Here is a 15,690-nt window from a genome sequence, read left to right as displayed (position 1 = left end):
CCCGATTTGTTGCTGAATACCACCATGGACAAGCTCCTCATCCGCGGCGGCCACCCCTTGCAGGGCGAGGCCGTGATCTCCGGCGCCAAGAACGCCGCGCTGCCCGAGCTGTGCGCGGCCCTGCTCACCGCCGAGCCGGTGGCGCTGCGCAACGTGCCGCGCCTGCAGGACGTGAGCACCATGCTCAAGCTCATCCGCAACATGGGCGTGAGCGCCGAGCGCACCGAGCACGGCAGCGTGCACATCGACGCCAGCGGCCTGTCCACCCCCGAGGCGCCTTACGAACTGGTCAAGACCATGCGCGCCTCGGTGCTGGCGCTGGGCCCGCTGCTGGCGCGCTTTGGCGAGGCCACGGTCTCGCTGCCCGGCGGCTGCGCCATCGGCTCGCGCCCGGTGGACCAGCACATCAAGGGCCTGCAGGCCATGGGCGCGGAGATCGTGGTCGAGCACGGCTACATCATCGCCCGCCTGCCCCAGGGGCGCACGCGCCTGCAGGGCGCGCGCATCACCACCGACATGGTCACCGTCACCGGCACCGAGAACCTGCTCATGGCCGCCACGCTGGCCGAGGGCGAGACCGTGCTGGAGAACGCTGCCCAGGAACCCGAGGTGACCGACCTGGCCGAGATGCTCATCGCCATGGGCGCGCAGATCGAGGGCCACGGCACGAGCCGCATCCGCATCCAGGGGGTGGAGCGCCTGCGCGGCGGCACGCACACCGTGGTGGCCGACCGCATTGAGGCCGGCACCTTTCTGTGCGCCGTGGCCGCCACGGGTGGCGAGGCGCTCTTGCGCCACGCGCGCGCCGACCACCTGGACGCTGTGATCGAAAAGCTGCGCGACGCCGGCGTGCAGGTGGAGACGGCCGACGGCGGCCTGCGCGTGCGCAGCCCCGGTGCCGCGCAGCTCAAGGCGCAGAGCTTTCGCACCACCGAGTACCCCGGTTTCCCCACCGACATGCAGGCGCAGTTCATGGCGCTCAACACCGTGGCGCAAGGCACGGCCACGGTGACCGAAACCATTTTTGAAAACCGCTTCATGCACGTCAACGAGCTGCTGCGCCTGGGTGCGCGCATCCAGGTCGACGGCCGCGTGGCCATCAGCGAAGGCGCGGCGCGCCTCTCGGGCGCCACCGTCATGGCGACCGACCTGCGCGCCTCGGCCAGCCTGGTCATCGCCGGGCTGGTGGCCGAAGGCGAGACCGTGGTGGACCGCATCTACCACCTGGACCGCGGCTACGATTGCATGGAGGCCAAGCTGCGCGGCCTGGGCGCAGATATCGAGAGAATCCGATGATCACCCTTGCCCTGTCCAAAGGCCGCATCTTCGAAGAAACCCTGCCGCTGCTCGCCGCGGCCGGCATCGAGGTGCTGGAAGACCCCGAGAAATCGCGCAAGCTCATCCTGCCCACCAACCAGGACGACGTGCGCGTGGTGCTGGTGCGCGCCTCCGACGTGCCCACCTACGTGCAGTACGGCGGCGCCGACATGGGCGTGTGCGGCAAGGACACCCTGCTCGAACACCGCGCCGAATGGGGCGGCGCGGCGCGCTCGGGCCTGTTCCAGCCGCTGGACCTGCGCATTGCGCGCTGCCGCGTGAGCGTGGCCGTGCGCGCCGACTTCGACTACCAGCAGGCCGTGCGCCAGGGCGCGCGCCTGAAGGTGGCCACCAAGTACCCCGGCATTGCGCGCGAATTCTTCGCCGCCAAGGGCGTGCACGTGGACCTCATCAAGCTCTACGGCAGCATGGAACTGGCGCCGCTCACCGGCCTGGCCGACGCCATCGTGGACCTGGTCTCCACGGGCAACACGCTCAAGGCCAACCACCTGGTGGAGGTCGAGCAGATCATGGACATCAGCTCGCACCTGGTCGTCAACCAGGCCGCGCTCAAGCTCAAGCAGGCCCGGCTGCGCCGCATCATCGATGCCTTTGCCTCCGCGATCCGTCAGGACTGAATACTATGAAATTCGTAGCTGCTCCCGCCCGTCTGTCAACCGCTGCAGCCAGTTTCGAGGCTGAATTTGCGGTGCGTCTGCACTGGTCGGCGGAGCAGGACGCCGCCATCGAGCAGCGCGTCGCCGCCATCCTGGCCGACGTGCAGCAGCGCGGCGACGCCGCCGTGCTGGAATACACCGCGCGCTTCGATGGGCTGAGCGCCGACGGCATGGCCGCGCTGGAGCTGACGCAGGCCGAACTGCAGGCCGCCTACGACGCCATTCCCGAGGCCCAGCGCCAAGCCCTGAGCGCCGCCGCAGCGCGCGTGCGCAGCTACCACGAGGCCCAGAAGAAGGCCTGCGGCGAGAGCTGGAGCTACCGCGACGAGGATGGCTCGCTGCTCGGCCAGAAGGTCACGCCGCTGGACCGCGTGGGCATCTACGTGCCCGGCGGCAAGGCCGCCTACCCGAGCAGCGTGCTGATGAACGCCATCCCCGCGCACGTGGCCGGGGTGGGCGAGATCATCATGGTCGTGCCCACGCCGCGTGGCGAGAAGAACCCGCTGGTGCTGGCGGCGGCCTATGTGGCGGGCGTCACGCGCGCCTTCACCATCGGCGGCGCGCAGGCCGTGGGCGCGCTGGCCTACGGCACGCAGACGGTGCCCAAGGTGGACAAGATCACCGGCCCCGGCAACGCCTACGTGGCCAGCGCCAAGAAGCACGTGTTCGGCACCGTGGGCATCGACATGATCGCCGGGCCCAGCGAAATCCTGGTGCTGGCCGACGGCAGCACGCCCGCCGACTGGGTGGCCATGGACTTGTTCAGCCAGGCCGAGCACGACGAACTGGCCCAGAGCATCCTGCTGTGCCCCGACGCCGCCTACATCGACGCCGTGCAGGCCGCCATCGACCGCCTGCTGCCCGAGATGCCGCGCGCCGAGATCATCGCCAAGAGCCTGACCGGCCGCGGCGCGCTGATCCACACGCGCAGCATGGAGGAGGCCTGCCAGATTTCCAACCGCATCGCCCCCGAGCACCTGGAGGTCAGCAGCCGCGAGCCGCACCGCTGGGAGCCGCTGCTCAAGCACGCGGGCGCCATCTTCCTCGGGGCCTATACCAGCGAATCCCTGGGCGACTACTGCGCCGGCCCCAACCACGTGCTGCCCACCAGCGGCACGGCGCGCTTTTCCAGTCCGCTGGGCGTGTACGACTTCCAGAAGCGCAGCAGCCTCATCGAGGTGAGCGAGCAGGGCGCCCAGGTGCTGGGCCGCATCGCCAGCGTACTGGCGCACGGCGAGGGCCTGCAGGGGCATGCGCGGGCGGCGGAGATGCGGCTCAAGCCCTGACCAGGGCAGGTCCTGGCGTGGGCCCTTGGTGCCTTATTCCACGTCCAGACCAAGCGATGAACTTGTCGGCTTCGCTGGCCGTGCTCCGGCGTCACACTCCGGCGATGCACCGTTCAAGGCAATGTCAGGCCCGTAGCGGTGGGTGCCGCTCACATCTTGCCGTCAGGCCCGCGTTTTTCGCGTTCGAGTTGATCCTTGGTCATGGCCTTGCCTCGATCTGACCCAGCAAAATGGCGCTGAGCGCCTGGTTGACGCAGTGGTTGCCGCGTCCGATCTTCTGCTTTTGCACAAAGCCAGTGGCCGCCAGCGCATCGAGGTACTTGGTGGCTGTCAGCCGTGACACACCCAGGTCGCGCTGCACAAGGTCGATCTTGGTGTACGGGGGCGTGAACAGGTTGTTGATCAAATCCTGGCTGCAGAACTTGTGCTGTTCCCGGATGCGGTGCTTGTAGTCAAACAGCGCTGCTTTGATGGCATGGATGGTGGCCAAAGTGTGGGTGGCGGCTTGCTCCACGGCTTCCCGCATGTACAGCACCGGAATGTCCAACAGCCCCTCTTTCACCAGATACAGCACATTCACGATGCGCCCGGTGCGGCCGTTGCCGTCATGAAACGGGTGGATGCTTTCAAACTGGTGGTGCGCCAGCGCCATCTTGATCGCCCTGGATCTGAATGATGTGGTTGGCCGTGAGCAGCCCGCTGGCCCGCACTTGCTCAAACCCCACGCGCAGCGCCTGGCGGTAGCGCCGCACCTCCTTGGCGGCAGGGTTGGCAAAGGCCTCGGGCAGAGCATCGTCCTTGAACAGCTCATCGTGCGTGGTGACGATGTTCTCGATCTCCGAGCTGTCCTTGGCTTCCTGCAGGCCCAGGGTATTGATCAGGATGCCCTGGTTGGGAATGGAGGCCGCAATCCCCTAGAGCTCCGCCAGCCTGCGGCTGCTGCAGGCCAGCTTCTTGAGGACGGCGGGCGTGTCGAAGCGGGCAGCGTCCAACAGAGCGAGCGATTGGAGCCGGGGCATCGCGGGGCCTATGGCGAGTGGAGATGTGGATAGAAAAGCCGGTTTTCTATACGTGTCAGCCAGCACTTGGATAGAAAACGGGTTTTTTTATACATGTGTGGCGCCGCATGCATCACACAGCGCCCTTTTCAGACATGCCGGCTTTCCTGGGAAAAAACGTGCTTTGGCAAGAATGGCCGCTATGCGCCACCGTTTCGCGCAGCAGGGCCAGGTCTTCGCGGAAAGCAGGGGGCGAACATGCACGGGTTGCTGGTGCAAATTCCCAAACAAAATTGCACTCTGACGCTTTCTGGATAAGCGCAAACAGCTATCAAAAGCAGAGCGTTCAGATCCGCTGCACCCCACCCCACGCCGCCAGGCAGGCCGGGCCTTTTTGAACGCATGGAGATGCCGCCCTGTGGTGCGGCTCCTTCAAGCTCACGCCTTCTGGAATTCAGCGGCAGGGCTACGCGTTTTGATGTACTTGGCCGCGCCGCTGGTCCCGCTGCATGAAAAGGTACAACCCCTCCACCTTCTCGCGCGCCCAAGGCGTCTTGCGTAGGAACTTCAGGCTGGACGACACGCTGGGATCGCTGGTGAAGCAACGCACCGGAATGCGCCTGCCCAGCTCCTCCCAGCCATAGTGCGCCACCAGCGCCGTGACGATGGCCTCCAGGGTGAGGCCATGCAGGGGATTGCGTGGCTGGGCGGGTGGAGCGGGTGGGGGCGTGGAGGTCATGGCGTGGCCATTTCGTTGGAGGCCGCTTCGGGCAGGCGCAACCGGCCGGAGATCGGGCGGCGCAAAAACGGCCATCTTATCGCCAGGGTCGCAGAATGGGGGCGAGAAGAAATAACACGAACCTCGTGTTCCACGAACTTCGTGTTATCCTGTGCCCCATGAAAAACGTCACCATCACCATGGACGACGCCGTCGCCGAGTGGGTGCGCGTGGAGGCGGCCAAGCGCGGCAGCAGCGTGTCGCGCCTGCTGGGCGAGTGGCTGGCCGAGAAGATGCGCCAGGAAGACGCCTACGCCCAGGCCATGCGCGAGGCGCTGGGGTTCGAGTCCTGGGGCGCATCCACCCGGCCCTACCTGGCACGGCCCGAGCTGCAGGAGCGCTGAAGCCATGGCCCAGCCGCTGCTCTTCGTCGACACCTCGGTGCTGCTCGCCAGCGTGGACGAGCGCGATGGCGCCCGCCAGGCGCGCGCGCGCGAGTGGCTCACGCTGTGCTGGCAGAGCCGCTGCGGGCGCATCAGCTCCCAGGTGCTCAACGAGCTGTACCACAACGCCGTAGCCTGCTTTGCCGGGCCGCAGACCCTGCACCTGGTGCGCGCCCAGGTGCGCCGCCTGCGCGTGTGGCAGCCGCCGCACCTGGACGCCTACACCGTGGACGGCGCCTGGGACCTGCAGGACCGCTACGGCCTGGGCTACTGGGATGCGCTCATCCTGGCCTCGGCGCACCAGCAGGGCTGCCGCTATGTGCTGGGCGACGTGCTGCCGCATGGCCGCCAGTACGACGCCGTGCGCGCCCTCAACCCGTTTGTCACCTCGCCTGCTGAACTGGAATCGCTCGAATGACTGCCGTGCCCGCCCACCCGCTCGACCGCATCCGCCCTGACGTGCGCGCCATGCACGCCTATGTGGTGCAGGACGCCACCGGCTACCTCAAGCTGGACGCCATGGAGAACCCGTTTTCCCTGCCGCCCGCATTACAGGCCGCGCTGGGCCAGCGCCTGGGCGCGTTGGCGCTCAACCGCTACCCCGGCCCGCGCTATGCCGACCTGCGCGCCGCGCTGGCGCAGCACGCCGGCCTGCCCGCGGGGCAGGCGCTGATCCTGGGCAATGGCTCGGACGAGCTCATCAGCCTGGTGGCCCTGGCCTGCGCCCAGCCCGGCGCCACGGTGCTGGCGCCCGAGCCCGGTTTTGTGATGTACGCCATGAGCGCCCAACTGCAGGGCCTGGGCTATGTGGGCGTGCCGCTGACCCCCGATTTCGAGCTCGACGAGGCCGCCATGCTGGCCGCCTTGGCGCAGCACCGGCCCGCCATCACCTTTCTGGCCTACCCCAACAACCCCACGGCCACGCTGTGGGACGAGGGGGCGATGCAGCGCATCATCGACGCCGCAGGCGCGCAGGGCGGGCTGGTGGTGGTGGACGAGGCCTACCAGCCGTTTGCCAGCCGCACCTGGCTGGATCGCATGCGCGCCGAGCCGCAGCGCAACGCGCACGTGCTGCTCATGCGCACGCTCAGCAAGTTCGGCCTGGCCGGGGTGCGCCTGGGCTACCTGATCGGCGCGGCCGATCTGGTGGGCGAGATCGACAAGGTGCGCCCGCCCTACAACGTGAGCGTGCTGAACTGCGAGGCGGCCCTGTTCGCCCTGGAGCATGCCCCCGTGTTTGCCGAGCAGGCGCGCGAGCTGCGCGAACAGCGCAGCGCCCTGGTGGCGGCCCTGCGCGCCCTGCCCGGCATTGAAAAATGCTGGGACAGCGAGGCCAACATGGTGCTGGTGCGCGTGTCGGACGCGGCGCGCACCTTCGCCGCTCTGCGCGAACGCAAGGTTTTGATCAAGAACGTTTCTACAATGCATCCATTGCTGGCAAACTGCCTGCGCCTGACCGTAGGCACCGCCGCCGACAATGCGATCCTGCTGCAGGCACTCCAGGCTTCCCTATGACATCTTCTGCCCTCGTTCCCTCCGCCTCCCTGGCCCGCACGGCCGAGGTCAGCCGCAGCACCGCCGAGACGCGCATCCACGTGCGCGTCAATCTCGACGGCAGCGGCGAAGCGCGCCTGAACACCGGTATCGGCTTTTTCGACCACATGCTCGACCAGATCGCGCGCCACGGCCTCATCGACCTGGAAGTGCGCTGCGACGGCGACCTGCACATCGACGGCCACCACACCGTGGAAGACGTAGGCATCACGCTGGGCCAGGCCTTTGCACGCGCCGTGGGCGACAAGAAGGGCCTGCGCCGCTACGGCCATGCCTACGTGCCGCTGGACGAGGCGCTCTCGCGCGTGGTGGTCGATTTCTCCGGCCGCCCGGGCCTGCACCTGCACATCCCGTTCACGGCGGCGAGCATCGGCGGCTTCGACACCCAGCTCACGCACGAGTTCTTCCAGGGCTTCGTCAACCATGCGGGCGTGACGCTGCACATCGACAACCTCAAGGGCGTGAACGCGCACCACCAGTGCGAGACGGTGTTCAAGGCCTTCGCGCGCGCGCTGCGCGCGGCGCTGGAGCTCGATCCGCGCAGCGCGGGCGCCATCCCCTCGACCAAGGGTTCTTTGTAAAAATCTGGGCAAAATAGGCCTCCAGCGCTTATCCAACCTGCGCGAGCAGCTATGAATTCAGTAGTAAATACCGTCGCGGTCGTGGACTACGGCATGGGCAATCTGCGCTCGGTCTCGCAGGCGGTGCAGGCGGCGGCGCAGGGCACGTCCTGGCAGGTCGTGGTCACCAGCGCGCCCGAGCAGGTGCGCGCCGCCCAGCGCATCGTGCTGCCGGGCCAGGGCGCCATGCCCGACTGCATGGGCGAGCTGCGCGCATCCGGCCTGCTCGAATCCGTGCTGGAGGCCGCCGCCAGCAAGCCGCTGTTCGGCGTCTGCGTGGGCATGCAGATGCTGCTCACGCACAGCGCCGAGGGCGACACGCCCGGCCTGGACCTGATCCCGGGCGAGGTGGTCCGCTTCGAGCTGGCCGGCCGCACGCAGGAGGACGGCAGCCGCTACAAGGTGCCGCAAATGGGCTGGAACACCGTGCGCCAGGTGCCGCACGCAGGCGCCGTGCACCCGGTGTGGGCGGGCGTGCCGGACCAGAGCTACTTCTACTTCGTGCACAGCTACCATGCACGCCCCAGCGACCCGCGCCACTGCGCGGGCGAGACCGACTACGGCGGCGTCTTTGCATCGGCGGTCGCACGCGATAATATTTTCGCCACGCAGTTCCACCCGGAGAAAAGCGCGGAGCAGGGCCTGCAGCTCTACCGCAACTTTCTGCACTGGAACCCCTGAGGCCCCAAGCGCTTGATCGAGCTTTCACCACCCCGTGTCCGGGCGGCCCGCAGCCACAGCCCACCTTCTCCTGCAGCACCACCATGCTTTTGATTCCCGCCATCGACCTCAAGGACGGCCATTGCGTACGCCTCAAGCAAGGCGATATGGACCAATCGACCACCTTCGGTGAAGACCCGGCCGCGATGGCGCGCAAGTGGCTCGACGCGGGCGCGCGCCGCCTGCACCTGGTGGACCTCAACGGCGCCTTCGCCGGCAAGCCCAAGAACTACGCCGCCATCAAGTCCATCCTGAAAGAGGTGGGCGAGGACATCCCGGTGCAGCTCGGCGGCGGCATCCGCGACCTCGACACCATCGAGAAATACATCGACGGCGGCCTGCGCTACGTCATCATCGGCACGGCGGCCGTGAAGAATCCCGGCTTCCTCAAGGACGCCTGCACCGCCTTCGGCGGCCACATCATCGTGGGCCTGGACGCCAAGGACGGCAAGGTCGCCACCGACGGCTGGAGCAAGCTCACCGGCCACGAGGTCGTCGACCTGGCGCGCAAGTTCCAGGACTGGGGCGTCGAATCCATCATCTACACCGACATCGGCCGCGACGGCATGCTCACGGGCATCAACATCGATGCCACGGTCAAGCTCGCGCAGGCGCTCACCATCCCCGTGATCGCCTCGGGCGGCCTGGGCAGCATGCAGGACATCGAGAACCTCTGCGCCGTCGAGAGCGAGGGCGTCGAGGGCGTGATCTGCGGCCGGGCCATCTACTCGGGCGACCTGGACTTCGCCGCCGCCCAGGCGCGCGCAGACGAGCTGACCGACGCCTGAGGGCGCGGCGCGCCGGGCGCCGCCTCAGAACGTGTCTACGATCTTTTCATGGAGCCCGCAAGGCAGCAAAAAGCCGCAATCTAGGCGCGCGCCGCAGGCCATGCTGGCGGCCTGGGCAAGGAGCGCAACGACGAGTGCGGCTTTTTGCTGCCTTGCACCTGCCACTTTTACGGGGCAACGGGCTCCATGAAAAGATCGTAGACACGTTCTCAGAGCCGCTCGTGCAGGAAGTGGGCGATGCGCTGGTGGGTTTCCGGATGCGCGAAGCAGGCCTGGGCGGCAGCGGTCTCCAGCGCCAGCGCCTGTTCCACGCGTTCCCCCTGGCCGCGCGTGAAGGCGCGCTTGAGCAGTGCGCTGGCGTGGGGTGAGCGTGCGGCCACGGCGGCGGCCAGGGCCAGGGCCTCTGGCAGCATCTGGGCCAGCGGCACCACCCGGTTCACCAGCCCCAGGGCGCGCAGGTCCTGCGCGCTGTGGCGTTCGCCCAGCACGATCAGCTCCATGGCCCGCTGGTGCCCCAGCGCCTGGGGCAGCAGATGCGTGAGGCCGCCGGTCACGAAATGGCCCAGGCCCATCTCGGGGAAGAAGCCCACCAGGTCGTCGGCGGCCACCACGAGGTCGCAGTTGAGCACCCACTCCAGGCCGCCGCCCACGGCATAGCCGTGCACCGCGCCCACCACCAGCTTGGGGCCGAACATGATGTCGCGGGTGATGGTCTGGATGCGTTCGCAGTGTTCGGCGATGGCCTGCGGGCTGGCGGACTGCTCGGCGAACTCCTTGAGGTCGTCGCCCGCGCAAAAGGCCCGCCCCGCGCCGGTGAGCACGATGGCGCGCGTGGCCGCCTCGGCCTGCGCGGCCTGCAGGGCGGTGTGCAGGTCCACCAGCAGGCTGCCGCTGATGGCGTTGAGCCGTTCGGGCCGCTGCAGGGTCACGATGCTGACGGCGCCGTCGATGGTATGGCTCGCAAAGGGCATGGGAGTCTCCTGGGTTCAAAGTCCGCCCGGGGGCGGGAGGGTCTGGGGCCGTGCGCGCCCCGTTTCGCGGTCCCAGGTGCCTGGGACGATGCCTTGTGCCTGCAGCACGAATTTTTCGACCTTGTCCGTGGGCGTCTTGGGCAGGGCCGGCAGAAAGCGCAGATAGCGCGGCACCATGAAGCGCGCCATGTGGGCGGCGCAGTGCTCGGCCAGGGCCTGGGGCGTGAGGCGCGCGCCAGGGCGCAGCACGACGGCGGCCATGACCTCGTCCTCGGTGAGCTCGCTGGGCACGCCATAGACCGCGCATTCGAGCACCTCGGGGTGGGCGGCAATGCCCAGCTCGACCTCGGCGCAGGAAATGTTCTCGCCCCGGCGGCGCACCATGTCCTTGCGCCGGCCGATGAAGTAGAGGTAGCCATCGGCGTCCTGGCGCAGCACGTCGCCGGTGTGGAACCACAGGTCCCGGAACGCGTCCAGCGTGGCTTCGGGCATGGCGTAGTAGCCCTGCATGAGCAGGGAGGGCTCCTCGGGGCGCACGAGCAGTTCTCCAGGTGTGCCCACGGGCACTTCGAAGCCCGCTTCATCGACCAGGCGCACGCGCACGGCATCCACGGGTTTGCCGCAGGAGCCCTCGCGGCGCGGCGCGTGCAGCGGCGTGAAGGCCACGCAGCCCGCCTCGGTCGAGCCATACAGCTCGACCAGGCGGCAGCCGAAACGCTGCTCGAACGCCGGGGCGAACGCGGGCAGGGGCACGCCCCAGCCCAGGCGTGCGCGGTGGTCGCGATCGCGCGGCGAGGGCGGCTGCTTCCACAGCATGGTGATGGTGGCGCCCATGAAGTCGAACACCGTGGCCTGCAGGGCGCGCACCTCGTCCCAGTAGCGCGAGGCGCTGAAGCGTTCGCCCAGCGCGGCCACGCCGCGCAGGAGCAGCGCGGGTGCGATGGTCAGCACCGTGGCATCGAGGTGGAACATGGGGTAGGGGCAGTAGAGCACGTCGTCGCTGCGCAGCTCCAGCCCCGCGATGAACAGGCGCGCCTGCGCAAGCACGAAGCGGTGGGAAATCATCGCCGCCTTGGAGCGGCCCGTGGTCCCGGAGGTGTAGAGCAGCAGGCACAGCGCATCAAAGCCGACGGCCGGGCGCGGCAGCGTGCGGCTGTCGGGGGCCACGCGGCGCAGTTGCGCATAGGCCAGGCAGCCCGCGGGCGGTGCCTCGCTGCCGGCGACGAACACCGCCTGCACCGTGTGCAGATGCGGCTGCACCGCCGTCCAGGCTTCGAGCAGGTCGGCATGCACCACGGCCTTGCGGCTGGCCACCAGATTGACCGCATCGGCGAGCGCGGCACCGCGAAACGCCGTGTTCACCGGCGCCGCCACCGCACCGAGCTTGCACAGGGCAAACCACAGCACGGCCAGTTCGATGCAGTTGGGCAGCATCAGGCTCACGGTGTCGCCCGGCCCCACGCCCTGGGCGTGCAGGCCCGCGGCCACGCGGTCGGTCTCGGCGTCAAAGGCCGCATAGGTCCACTCCCCCGTGGCCATGCGGAGGAAGGGGCGTGCGGGCGCCTCGGCGGCGGCGCGGCGCAGCTCGTCGGCCAGTGAGTGGCGCATGGCGTCGGGGGCTGTACGGGGCATGGGCAGGGTGCAGCTATGGCAATTCCCTCCGGTTCTGCAAGAGCCGTGCCCACCCGTTTTCGCCGTCTTGCGGACGCATTGAATACGGAATTTGAACGGATGTTCATAATTTGAACGTTCAAAATCATGAATGGCCCTCCCCATGACCTTCAGCCACGCCACCGCCCTGGAAGAAGCGCTCGCACGCCAGCGCCAACTGACCGAAGAGCTGCGCACGGTCGTCGATCACATGCCGCACGGCCTGCTGGTGCTGGAGCCGGGCGGCGTGGTGCGCCACATCAATGCAGCGGCGGCGCGCATGCTCAAGCTCCCGCGCCATCTGGCGATGGGGCGGCCGCTGGGCGCCCTGGTGGATTTCGACCCCCTGGTGGCGCAGGTCTTCCACACGGGAGAGGGATATACCGATCGCGAGCGCACCATTTCCACCCCGACCCTGCAATTGCAGGTGCTCGATACGGCCGTGCCGGTCAAGGCCGAGGACGGGCGGGTGCTCTCGGTGGTCAACACCTTCCGCGAGATCGAGGCCGTGCGCCGCCTGGCCGGGCGCATCGCGGGCAACCATGCCCGCTACACCTTCGACAGCATCGTGGGCCGCAGCCCCGTCTTGCGCGAGGTCATCGCGGCGGCGCAGAAGGCAGCCCAGGGCAGCGCCAGCATCCTGCTCCTGGGCGAGAGCGGCACGGGCAAGGAGGTGTTTGCCCAGGCCATCCACAACGCCAGTGCCCGCAGCGACGGGCCGTTCATCGCCATCAACTGCGCGGCCCTGCCGCGCGACCTGATCGAAAGCGAGCTCTTCGGCCATGCGCCGGGCGCATTCACCGGCGCCCGGCGCGAGGGCAGCCCGGGCAAGTTCGAGGCCGCCAGCGGCGGCACGCTGTTCCTGGACGAACTGTCCGAACTGCCGCTGGACATCCAGGCCAAACTCCTGCGCGTGCTGCAGGAACGCGAGGTGGTCCGCCTGGGCGAGACCCAGGCGCGGCCGCTGGATGTGCGCATCATCGCCGCCAGCAACCGCGACCTGCTGGCCATGGTCGAGCGGCGCGAGTTCCGGCCCGATCTGTATTACCGCAGCCATGCCATCGCGCTCACGCTGCCGCCGCTGCGCGCGCGGACGCAGGACATCGCGCTGCTGGCCCAGTACTTTCTGGACCGGCACTACGCCCGCCTGGGCCGGCCCGCACAGGCCCTGCCGCCCGATCTGCTGGCGCACCTGATGCGCTACGACTGGCCGGGCAATGTGCGTGAACTGGAAAACGCCCTTGATCGCCTGGTGCACCTGTCGGACGGCTCCCGGCTCGAAGCGCAGACCCTGTCATGGCTCGCACCATCCGCGGCGCGGGCCGGCGCGGCGCATGGCGACGCCGCCGCGCCCCGTGCGCGCAGCCTGCGCGAGATGGAGGTCGAGGCGATCACCCAGGCCCTGCGCCAGCACCAGTACAACGTGACCCGCGCGGCACAGGCGCTGGGCATCGCCAAGCCCACGCTCTACGCGCGCCTGCGCCGCCACGGCATTGCCCTGCAGCGGCCGCTGGCACCCCAGGGCCCGCGGGGCTGAGCGCCGGCCCCGCGGGGGCCGGTGCAGGGGCGCGGGCAGGGCGCGGCCGTGGTATCTTGCGGGCCTTCTTCTTCCATCTCTCAAGAGCCAGCGCATGCTTGCCAAACGCATCATTCCCTGCCTGGACGTGACCGGCGGCCGGGTCGTCAAGGGGGTCAACTTCGTGGAACTGCGCGACGCGGGCGACCCCGTGGAAATCGCCGCGCGCTACAACGAGCAGGGGGCCGACGAGCTCACCTTCCTGGACATCACCGCCACCAGCGACGGGCGCGACCTGATCCTGCACATCATCGAGGCCGTGGCCAGCCAGGTCTTCATCCCGCTGACCGTGGGCGGCGGCGTGCGCACCGTGGAGGACGTGCGCCGCCTGCTCAACGCGGGCGCCGACAAGACCAGCTTCAACTCCGCCGCCATCGCCAACCCCGACGTGATCAACGCCGCAAGCGACAAATACGGCGCGCAGTGCATCGTCGTCGCCATCGACGCCAAGCGCCGCCGCGCCGAGGAGCAGACGCGCCTGGGCGCCGACGGCCAGCCCGTGGGCGCGGGCTGGGACGTGTACAGCCACGGCGGGCGCAAGAACACCGGCCTGGACGCCGTGCAGTGGGCCAGCGAGATGGCGCGGCGCGGCGCGGGCGAGATCCTGCTCACCAGCATGGACCGCGACGGCACCAAGGCGGGCTTCGACCTCGCGCTCACGCGCGCCGTGAGCGACGCGGTGGACGTGCCCGTGATCGCCTCGGGCGGCGTGGGCACCCTGGACCACCTAGCCGACGGCATCCAGATCGGCGGCGCCGATGCGGTGCTGGCGGCGAGCATCTTCCACTACGGCGAATACACCGTGGAGCAGGCCAAGCGGCATATGCGCGAGCGGGGAATTCCGGTGCGGCTCTGAGCTTGGGCTCGCGCCGGGGGCCGAAACCTGGCCTGCGCCCGCCAACCCGGCGCAACGCAAGCTATGAAAAACAGAGCTGCCGGCGCTTGCCCAATCAGCGCCTGAGGCCCAAACGGCTCAAAGAAATCAATCCCGCGTCACGCGCAGCACTTCCTCGCGCGTGCTCACGCCCGCGGCAATCAGCCGCTCGCCGTCCTCGCGCATGAGCTGCATGCCGCCGGCGAGCGCAGCGCCGCGGATCTCGGCCTCGCTCGCGCGGTTGTGGATCAGCGCGCGCAGGGCGTCGTCCACCACCAGCAGCTCGAACAGGCCCGTGCGCCCGGCGTAGCCCGTGTGGCCGCAGGCCTCGCAGCCCTTGCCGGCGCAGGCGTGGCAGACCTTGCGCACCAGGCGCTGGGCCAGCACGCCCAGCAGCGAGCTGCTCAGCAGGAAGGGCTCCACGCCCATGTCGGTCAGGCGCGTGACGGCGCTGGCGGCGTCGTTGGTGTGCAGCGTGGCCAGCACCAGGTGGCCGGTGAGCGAGGCCTGGATGGCGATCTGCGCGGTCTCGAAGTCGCGGATCTCGCCGATCATGATCACGTCCGGGTCCTGGCGCAGGATGGCGCGCAGGGCCTTGGCAAACGTCAGGTCGATCTTCGGGTTGACCTGCGTCTGGCCGACGCCGGGCAGCTCGTATTCGATGGGGTCTTCCACCGTCATGATGTTGCTGCGCGCCGCGTCCAGGCGGCTCAGGGCAGCGTACAGCGTGGTCGTCTTGCCCGAGCCCGTGGGGCCGGTGACGAGCACGATGCCGTGCGGCTGCGCGATCAGGCTGGTAAAGCGTGCGAGCGTGTCGCCCTGCATGCCCACGGCCTCCAGGCTCAGCTTGCTCTCGCTCTTGTCCAGGAGGCGCAGCACGGCGCGCTCGCCGTGCGCGCTGGGCAGGGTGGAGACGCGCACGTCGATGGCGCGCGTGCCCAGGCGCAGGCTGATGCGCCCGTCCTGCGGCAGGCGCTTTTCCGAGATGTCGAGCTCGGCCATGATCTTCAGGCGCGAAATCAGCGCCGCGTGCAGCGCGCGGTTGGGCTGCACCACCTCGCGCAGCGTGCCGTCCACGCGAAAGCGCACGCTGCTCAGGCGCTCGTAGGGTTCGATGTGGATGTCGCTCGCGCCGTCGCGCGCGGCCTGCGTGAGCAGGGCGTTGAGCATGCGGATGATGGGGGCGTCGTCGGCGGCCTCCAGCAGGTCCTCCACGGCGGGCAGCTCCTGCATCATGCGCGAGAGGTCGGCGTCGGACTCGACCTCGCTCACCACCGTGGCGGCGCTCGATTCGCCCTGCGCATAGGCGGCGCTGATGCGCTGGGCCAGGGTCTGGGCGTCGAGCATCTGCAGGTGGCGCACGCCGTGCTTGCGCAGCACCTCGCCCAGCAGCGCCAGGTCGGGGGCGGGGCCGTGCCAGAGCACGGGCTGGCGGCCGTCGTCCTCCAGCAGCAACTGGGCGGCGCGGGCAAAGGCGTAGGGCAGGGGGTGGCGCATG

17 protein-coding genes are annotated in these 15,690 nt (G+C 68.9%); 11 read left to right on the top strand and 6 right to left on the bottom strand.

Annotated features, from left to right (window positions below; translation table 11 throughout):
• Positions 1-24 precede the first annotated feature (24 nt).
• The 3 genes from murA to hisD are packed head-to-tail and all read left to right on the top strand — an operon-like array spanning position 25 to position 3,280.
• Positions 25-1,296: a UDP-N-acetylglucosamine 1-carboxyvinyltransferase gene (gene murA / locus CGR01S_RS00215; RefSeq protein ID WP_042421145.1), complete on the top strand. Its 1,272-nt coding sequence runs from the start codon at positions 25-27 to the stop codon at positions 1,294-1,296.
• Positions 1,293-1,955 (top strand): ATP phosphoribosyltransferase, encoded by a 663-nt coding sequence (hisG, locus tag CGR01S_RS00210; RefSeq protein ID WP_042421143.1) that lies wholly within the window; start codon positions 1,293-1,295, stop codon positions 1,953-1,955. Before murA ends, hisG begins: the two co-directional genes overlap by 4 nt.
• Positions 1,956-1,960: 5 nt before the next feature.
• A complete protein-coding gene (hisD, locus tag CGR01S_RS00205; RefSeq protein ID WP_042421140.1) occupies positions 1,961-3,280 on the top strand; it encodes a histidinol dehydrogenase in 1,320 nt (439 codons plus the stop codon).
• Positions 3,281-3,479: 199 nt separating this feature from the next.
• On the opposite strand, the gene CGR01S_RS16980 is transcribed toward hisD, so the two are convergent.
• The 3 genes from CGR01S_RS16980 to CGR01S_RS00195 form a co-directional block, all read right to left on the bottom strand.
• Positions 3,480-3,932 (bottom strand): Fic family protein, encoded by a 453-nt coding sequence (locus tag CGR01S_RS16980; protein WP_245616708.1) that lies wholly within the window; start codon positions 3,930-3,932, stop codon positions 3,480-3,482.
• Complete coding sequence (locus CGR01S_RS16975; protein ID WP_245616726.1) at positions 3,907-4,143, bottom strand: Fic/DOC family N-terminal domain-containing protein; 237 nt, start codon at positions 4,141-4,143, stop codon at positions 3,907-3,909. The genes CGR01S_RS16980 and CGR01S_RS16975 overlap by 26 nt, the downstream gene beginning before the upstream one ends.
• 601 nt (positions 4,144-4,744) lie before the next feature.
• Positions 4,745-5,017: a VF530 family protein gene (locus tag CGR01S_RS00195; protein WP_042421137.1), complete on the bottom strand. Its 273-nt coding sequence runs from the start codon at positions 5,015-5,017 to the stop codon at positions 4,745-4,747.
• A gap of 158 nt (positions 5,018-5,175) precedes the next feature.
• Between CGR01S_RS00195 and CGR01S_RS00190 the strand changes: the two genes are divergently transcribed.
• The 6 genes from CGR01S_RS00190 (at position 5,176) to hisA (ending at position 9,121) form a co-directional block, all read left to right on the top strand.
• Entirely contained in the window at positions 5,176-5,400 is a 225-nt protein-coding gene (locus CGR01S_RS00190) for a CopG family transcriptional regulator (RefSeq protein WP_042421134.1), read from the top strand.
• 4 nt (positions 5,401-5,404) lie between these two features.
• Positions 5,405-5,857, top strand: a complete 453-nt coding sequence (locus tag CGR01S_RS00185) for a PIN domain-containing protein (RefSeq protein WP_042421130.1) — start codon at positions 5,405-5,407, stop codon at positions 5,855-5,857.
• Positions 5,854-6,954 (top strand): histidinol-phosphate transaminase, encoded by a 1,101-nt coding sequence (gene hisC, locus CGR01S_RS00180; RefSeq protein WP_042421126.1) that lies wholly within the window; start codon positions 5,854-5,856, stop codon positions 6,952-6,954. Before CGR01S_RS00185 ends, hisC begins: the two co-directional genes overlap by 4 nt.
• The gene (hisB, locus tag CGR01S_RS00175) at positions 6,951-7,574 is read left to right on the top strand and encodes an imidazoleglycerol-phosphate dehydratase HisB (RefSeq protein WP_042421122.1); all 624 of its coding nucleotides are present in this window, start codon (positions 6,951-6,953) and stop codon (positions 7,572-7,574) included. Before hisC ends, hisB begins: the two co-directional genes overlap by 4 nt.
• Positions 7,575-7,625: 51 nt before the next feature.
• On the top strand, positions 7,626-8,294 hold the full coding sequence (gene hisH, locus CGR01S_RS00170) for an imidazole glycerol phosphate synthase subunit HisH (RefSeq protein WP_042421118.1): 669 nt from the start codon (positions 7,626-7,628) through the stop codon (positions 8,292-8,294).
• Between the two features lie 83 nt (positions 8,295-8,377).
• Complete coding sequence (gene hisA, locus CGR01S_RS00165; RefSeq protein ID WP_042421115.1) at positions 8,378-9,121, top strand: 1-(5-phosphoribosyl)-5-[(5-phosphoribosylamino)methylideneamino]imidazole-4-carboxamide isomerase; 744 nt, start codon at positions 8,378-8,380, stop codon at positions 9,119-9,121.
• Positions 9,122-9,330: 209 nt separating this feature from the next.
• On the opposite strand, the gene CGR01S_RS00160 is transcribed toward hisA, so the two are convergent.
• Both CGR01S_RS00160 and CGR01S_RS00155 read right to left on the bottom strand, forming a co-directional pair.
• Positions 9,331-10,092 carry an enoyl-CoA hydratase/isomerase family protein gene (locus CGR01S_RS00160; RefSeq protein WP_042421111.1) on the bottom strand — a complete coding sequence of 254 codons (762 nt, stop codon included), beginning with the start codon at positions 10,090-10,092 and terminating at the stop codon, positions 9,331-9,333.
• A gap of 15 nt (positions 10,093-10,107) precedes the next feature.
• Positions 10,108-11,724: an AMP-binding protein gene (locus CGR01S_RS00155; protein WP_169742437.1), complete on the bottom strand. Its 1,617-nt coding sequence runs from the start codon at positions 11,722-11,724 to the stop codon at positions 10,108-10,110.
• Between the two features lie 142 nt (positions 11,725-11,866).
• Between CGR01S_RS00155 and CGR01S_RS00150 the strand changes: the two genes are divergently transcribed.
• A complete protein-coding gene (locus CGR01S_RS00150; protein ID WP_245616706.1) occupies positions 11,867-13,279 on the top strand; it encodes a sigma-54 interaction domain-containing protein in 1,413 nt (470 codons plus the stop codon).
• A gap of 94 nt (positions 13,280-13,373) precedes the next feature.
• Positions 13,374-14,174 (top strand): imidazole glycerol phosphate synthase subunit HisF, encoded by an 801-nt coding sequence (gene hisF / locus CGR01S_RS00145; RefSeq protein WP_042421102.1) that lies wholly within the window; start codon positions 13,374-13,376, stop codon positions 14,172-14,174.
• Positions 14,175-14,300: 126 nt separating this feature from the next.
• Here the strand turns inward: hisF and CGR01S_RS00140 are convergent, their stop codons facing one another.
• The gene (locus CGR01S_RS00140) at positions 14,301-15,689 is read right to left on the bottom strand and encodes a GspE/PulE family protein (protein WP_042421098.1); all 1,389 of its coding nucleotides are present in this window, start codon (positions 15,687-15,689) and stop codon (positions 14,301-14,303) included.
• Position 15,690 lies beyond the last annotated feature (1 nt).

Origin of the sequence: Comamonas granuli NBRC 101663 (assembly GCF_000739995.1) — a bacterium.
GTDB lineage: Bacteria > Pseudomonadota > Gammaproteobacteria > Burkholderiales > Burkholderiaceae_C > Simplicispira > Simplicispira granuli.
Note: the sequence above shows the minus strand (reverse complement) of the source record. Positions and strands in the feature narration are given on the sequence as shown.

Excerpts from the sequence above, each read along its gene's own strand:
- murA (WP_042421145.1), top strand. The coding sequence starts at position 25 with ATGGACAAGCTCCTCATCCGCGGCGGCCACCCCTTGCAGGGCGAGGCC.
- hisG (WP_042421143.1), top strand. The coding sequence starts at position 1,293 with ATGATCACCCTTGCCCTGTCCAAAGGCCGCATCTTCGAAGAAACCCTG.
- hisD (WP_042421140.1), top strand. The coding sequence starts at position 1,961 with ATGAAATTCGTAGCTGCTCCCGCCCGTCTGTCAACCGCTGCAGCCAGT.
- CGR01S_RS16980 (WP_245616708.1), bottom strand. The coding sequence starts at position 3,932 with ATGGCGCTGGCGCACCACCAGTTTGAAAGCATCCACCCGTTTCATGAC.
- CGR01S_RS00195 (WP_042421137.1), bottom strand. The coding sequence starts at position 5,017 with ATGACCTCCACGCCCCCACCCGCTCCACCCGCCCAGCCACGCAATCCC.
- CGR01S_RS00190 (WP_042421134.1), top strand. The coding sequence starts at position 5,176 with ATGAAAAACGTCACCATCACCATGGACGACGCCGTCGCCGAGTGGGTG.
- CGR01S_RS00185 (WP_042421130.1), top strand. The coding sequence starts at position 5,405 with ATGGCCCAGCCGCTGCTCTTCGTCGACACCTCGGTGCTGCTCGCCAGC.
- hisC (WP_042421126.1), top strand. The coding sequence starts at position 5,854 with ATGACTGCCGTGCCCGCCCACCCGCTCGACCGCATCCGCCCTGACGTG.
- hisB (WP_042421122.1), top strand. The coding sequence starts at position 6,951 with ATGACATCTTCTGCCCTCGTTCCCTCCGCCTCCCTGGCCCGCACGGCC.
- hisH (WP_042421118.1), top strand. The coding sequence starts at position 7,626 with ATGAATTCAGTAGTAAATACCGTCGCGGTCGTGGACTACGGCATGGGC.
- hisA (WP_042421115.1), top strand. The coding sequence starts at position 8,378 with ATGCTTTTGATTCCCGCCATCGACCTCAAGGACGGCCATTGCGTACGC.
- CGR01S_RS00160 (WP_042421111.1), bottom strand. The coding sequence starts at position 10,092 with ATGCCCTTTGCGAGCCATACCATCGACGGCGCCGTCAGCATCGTGACC.
- CGR01S_RS00155 (WP_169742437.1), bottom strand. The coding sequence starts at position 11,724 with ATGCCCCGTACAGCCCCCGACGCCATGCGCCACTCACTGGCCGACGAG.
- CGR01S_RS00150 (WP_245616706.1), top strand. The coding sequence starts at position 11,867 with ATGACCTTCAGCCACGCCACCGCCCTGGAAGAAGCGCTCGCACGCCAG.
- hisF (WP_042421102.1), top strand. The coding sequence starts at position 13,374 with ATGCTTGCCAAACGCATCATTCCCTGCCTGGACGTGACCGGCGGCCGG.
- CGR01S_RS00140 (WP_042421098.1), bottom strand. The coding sequence starts at position 15,689 with ATGCGCCACCCCCTGCCCTACGCCTTTGCCCGCGCCGCCCAGTTGCTG.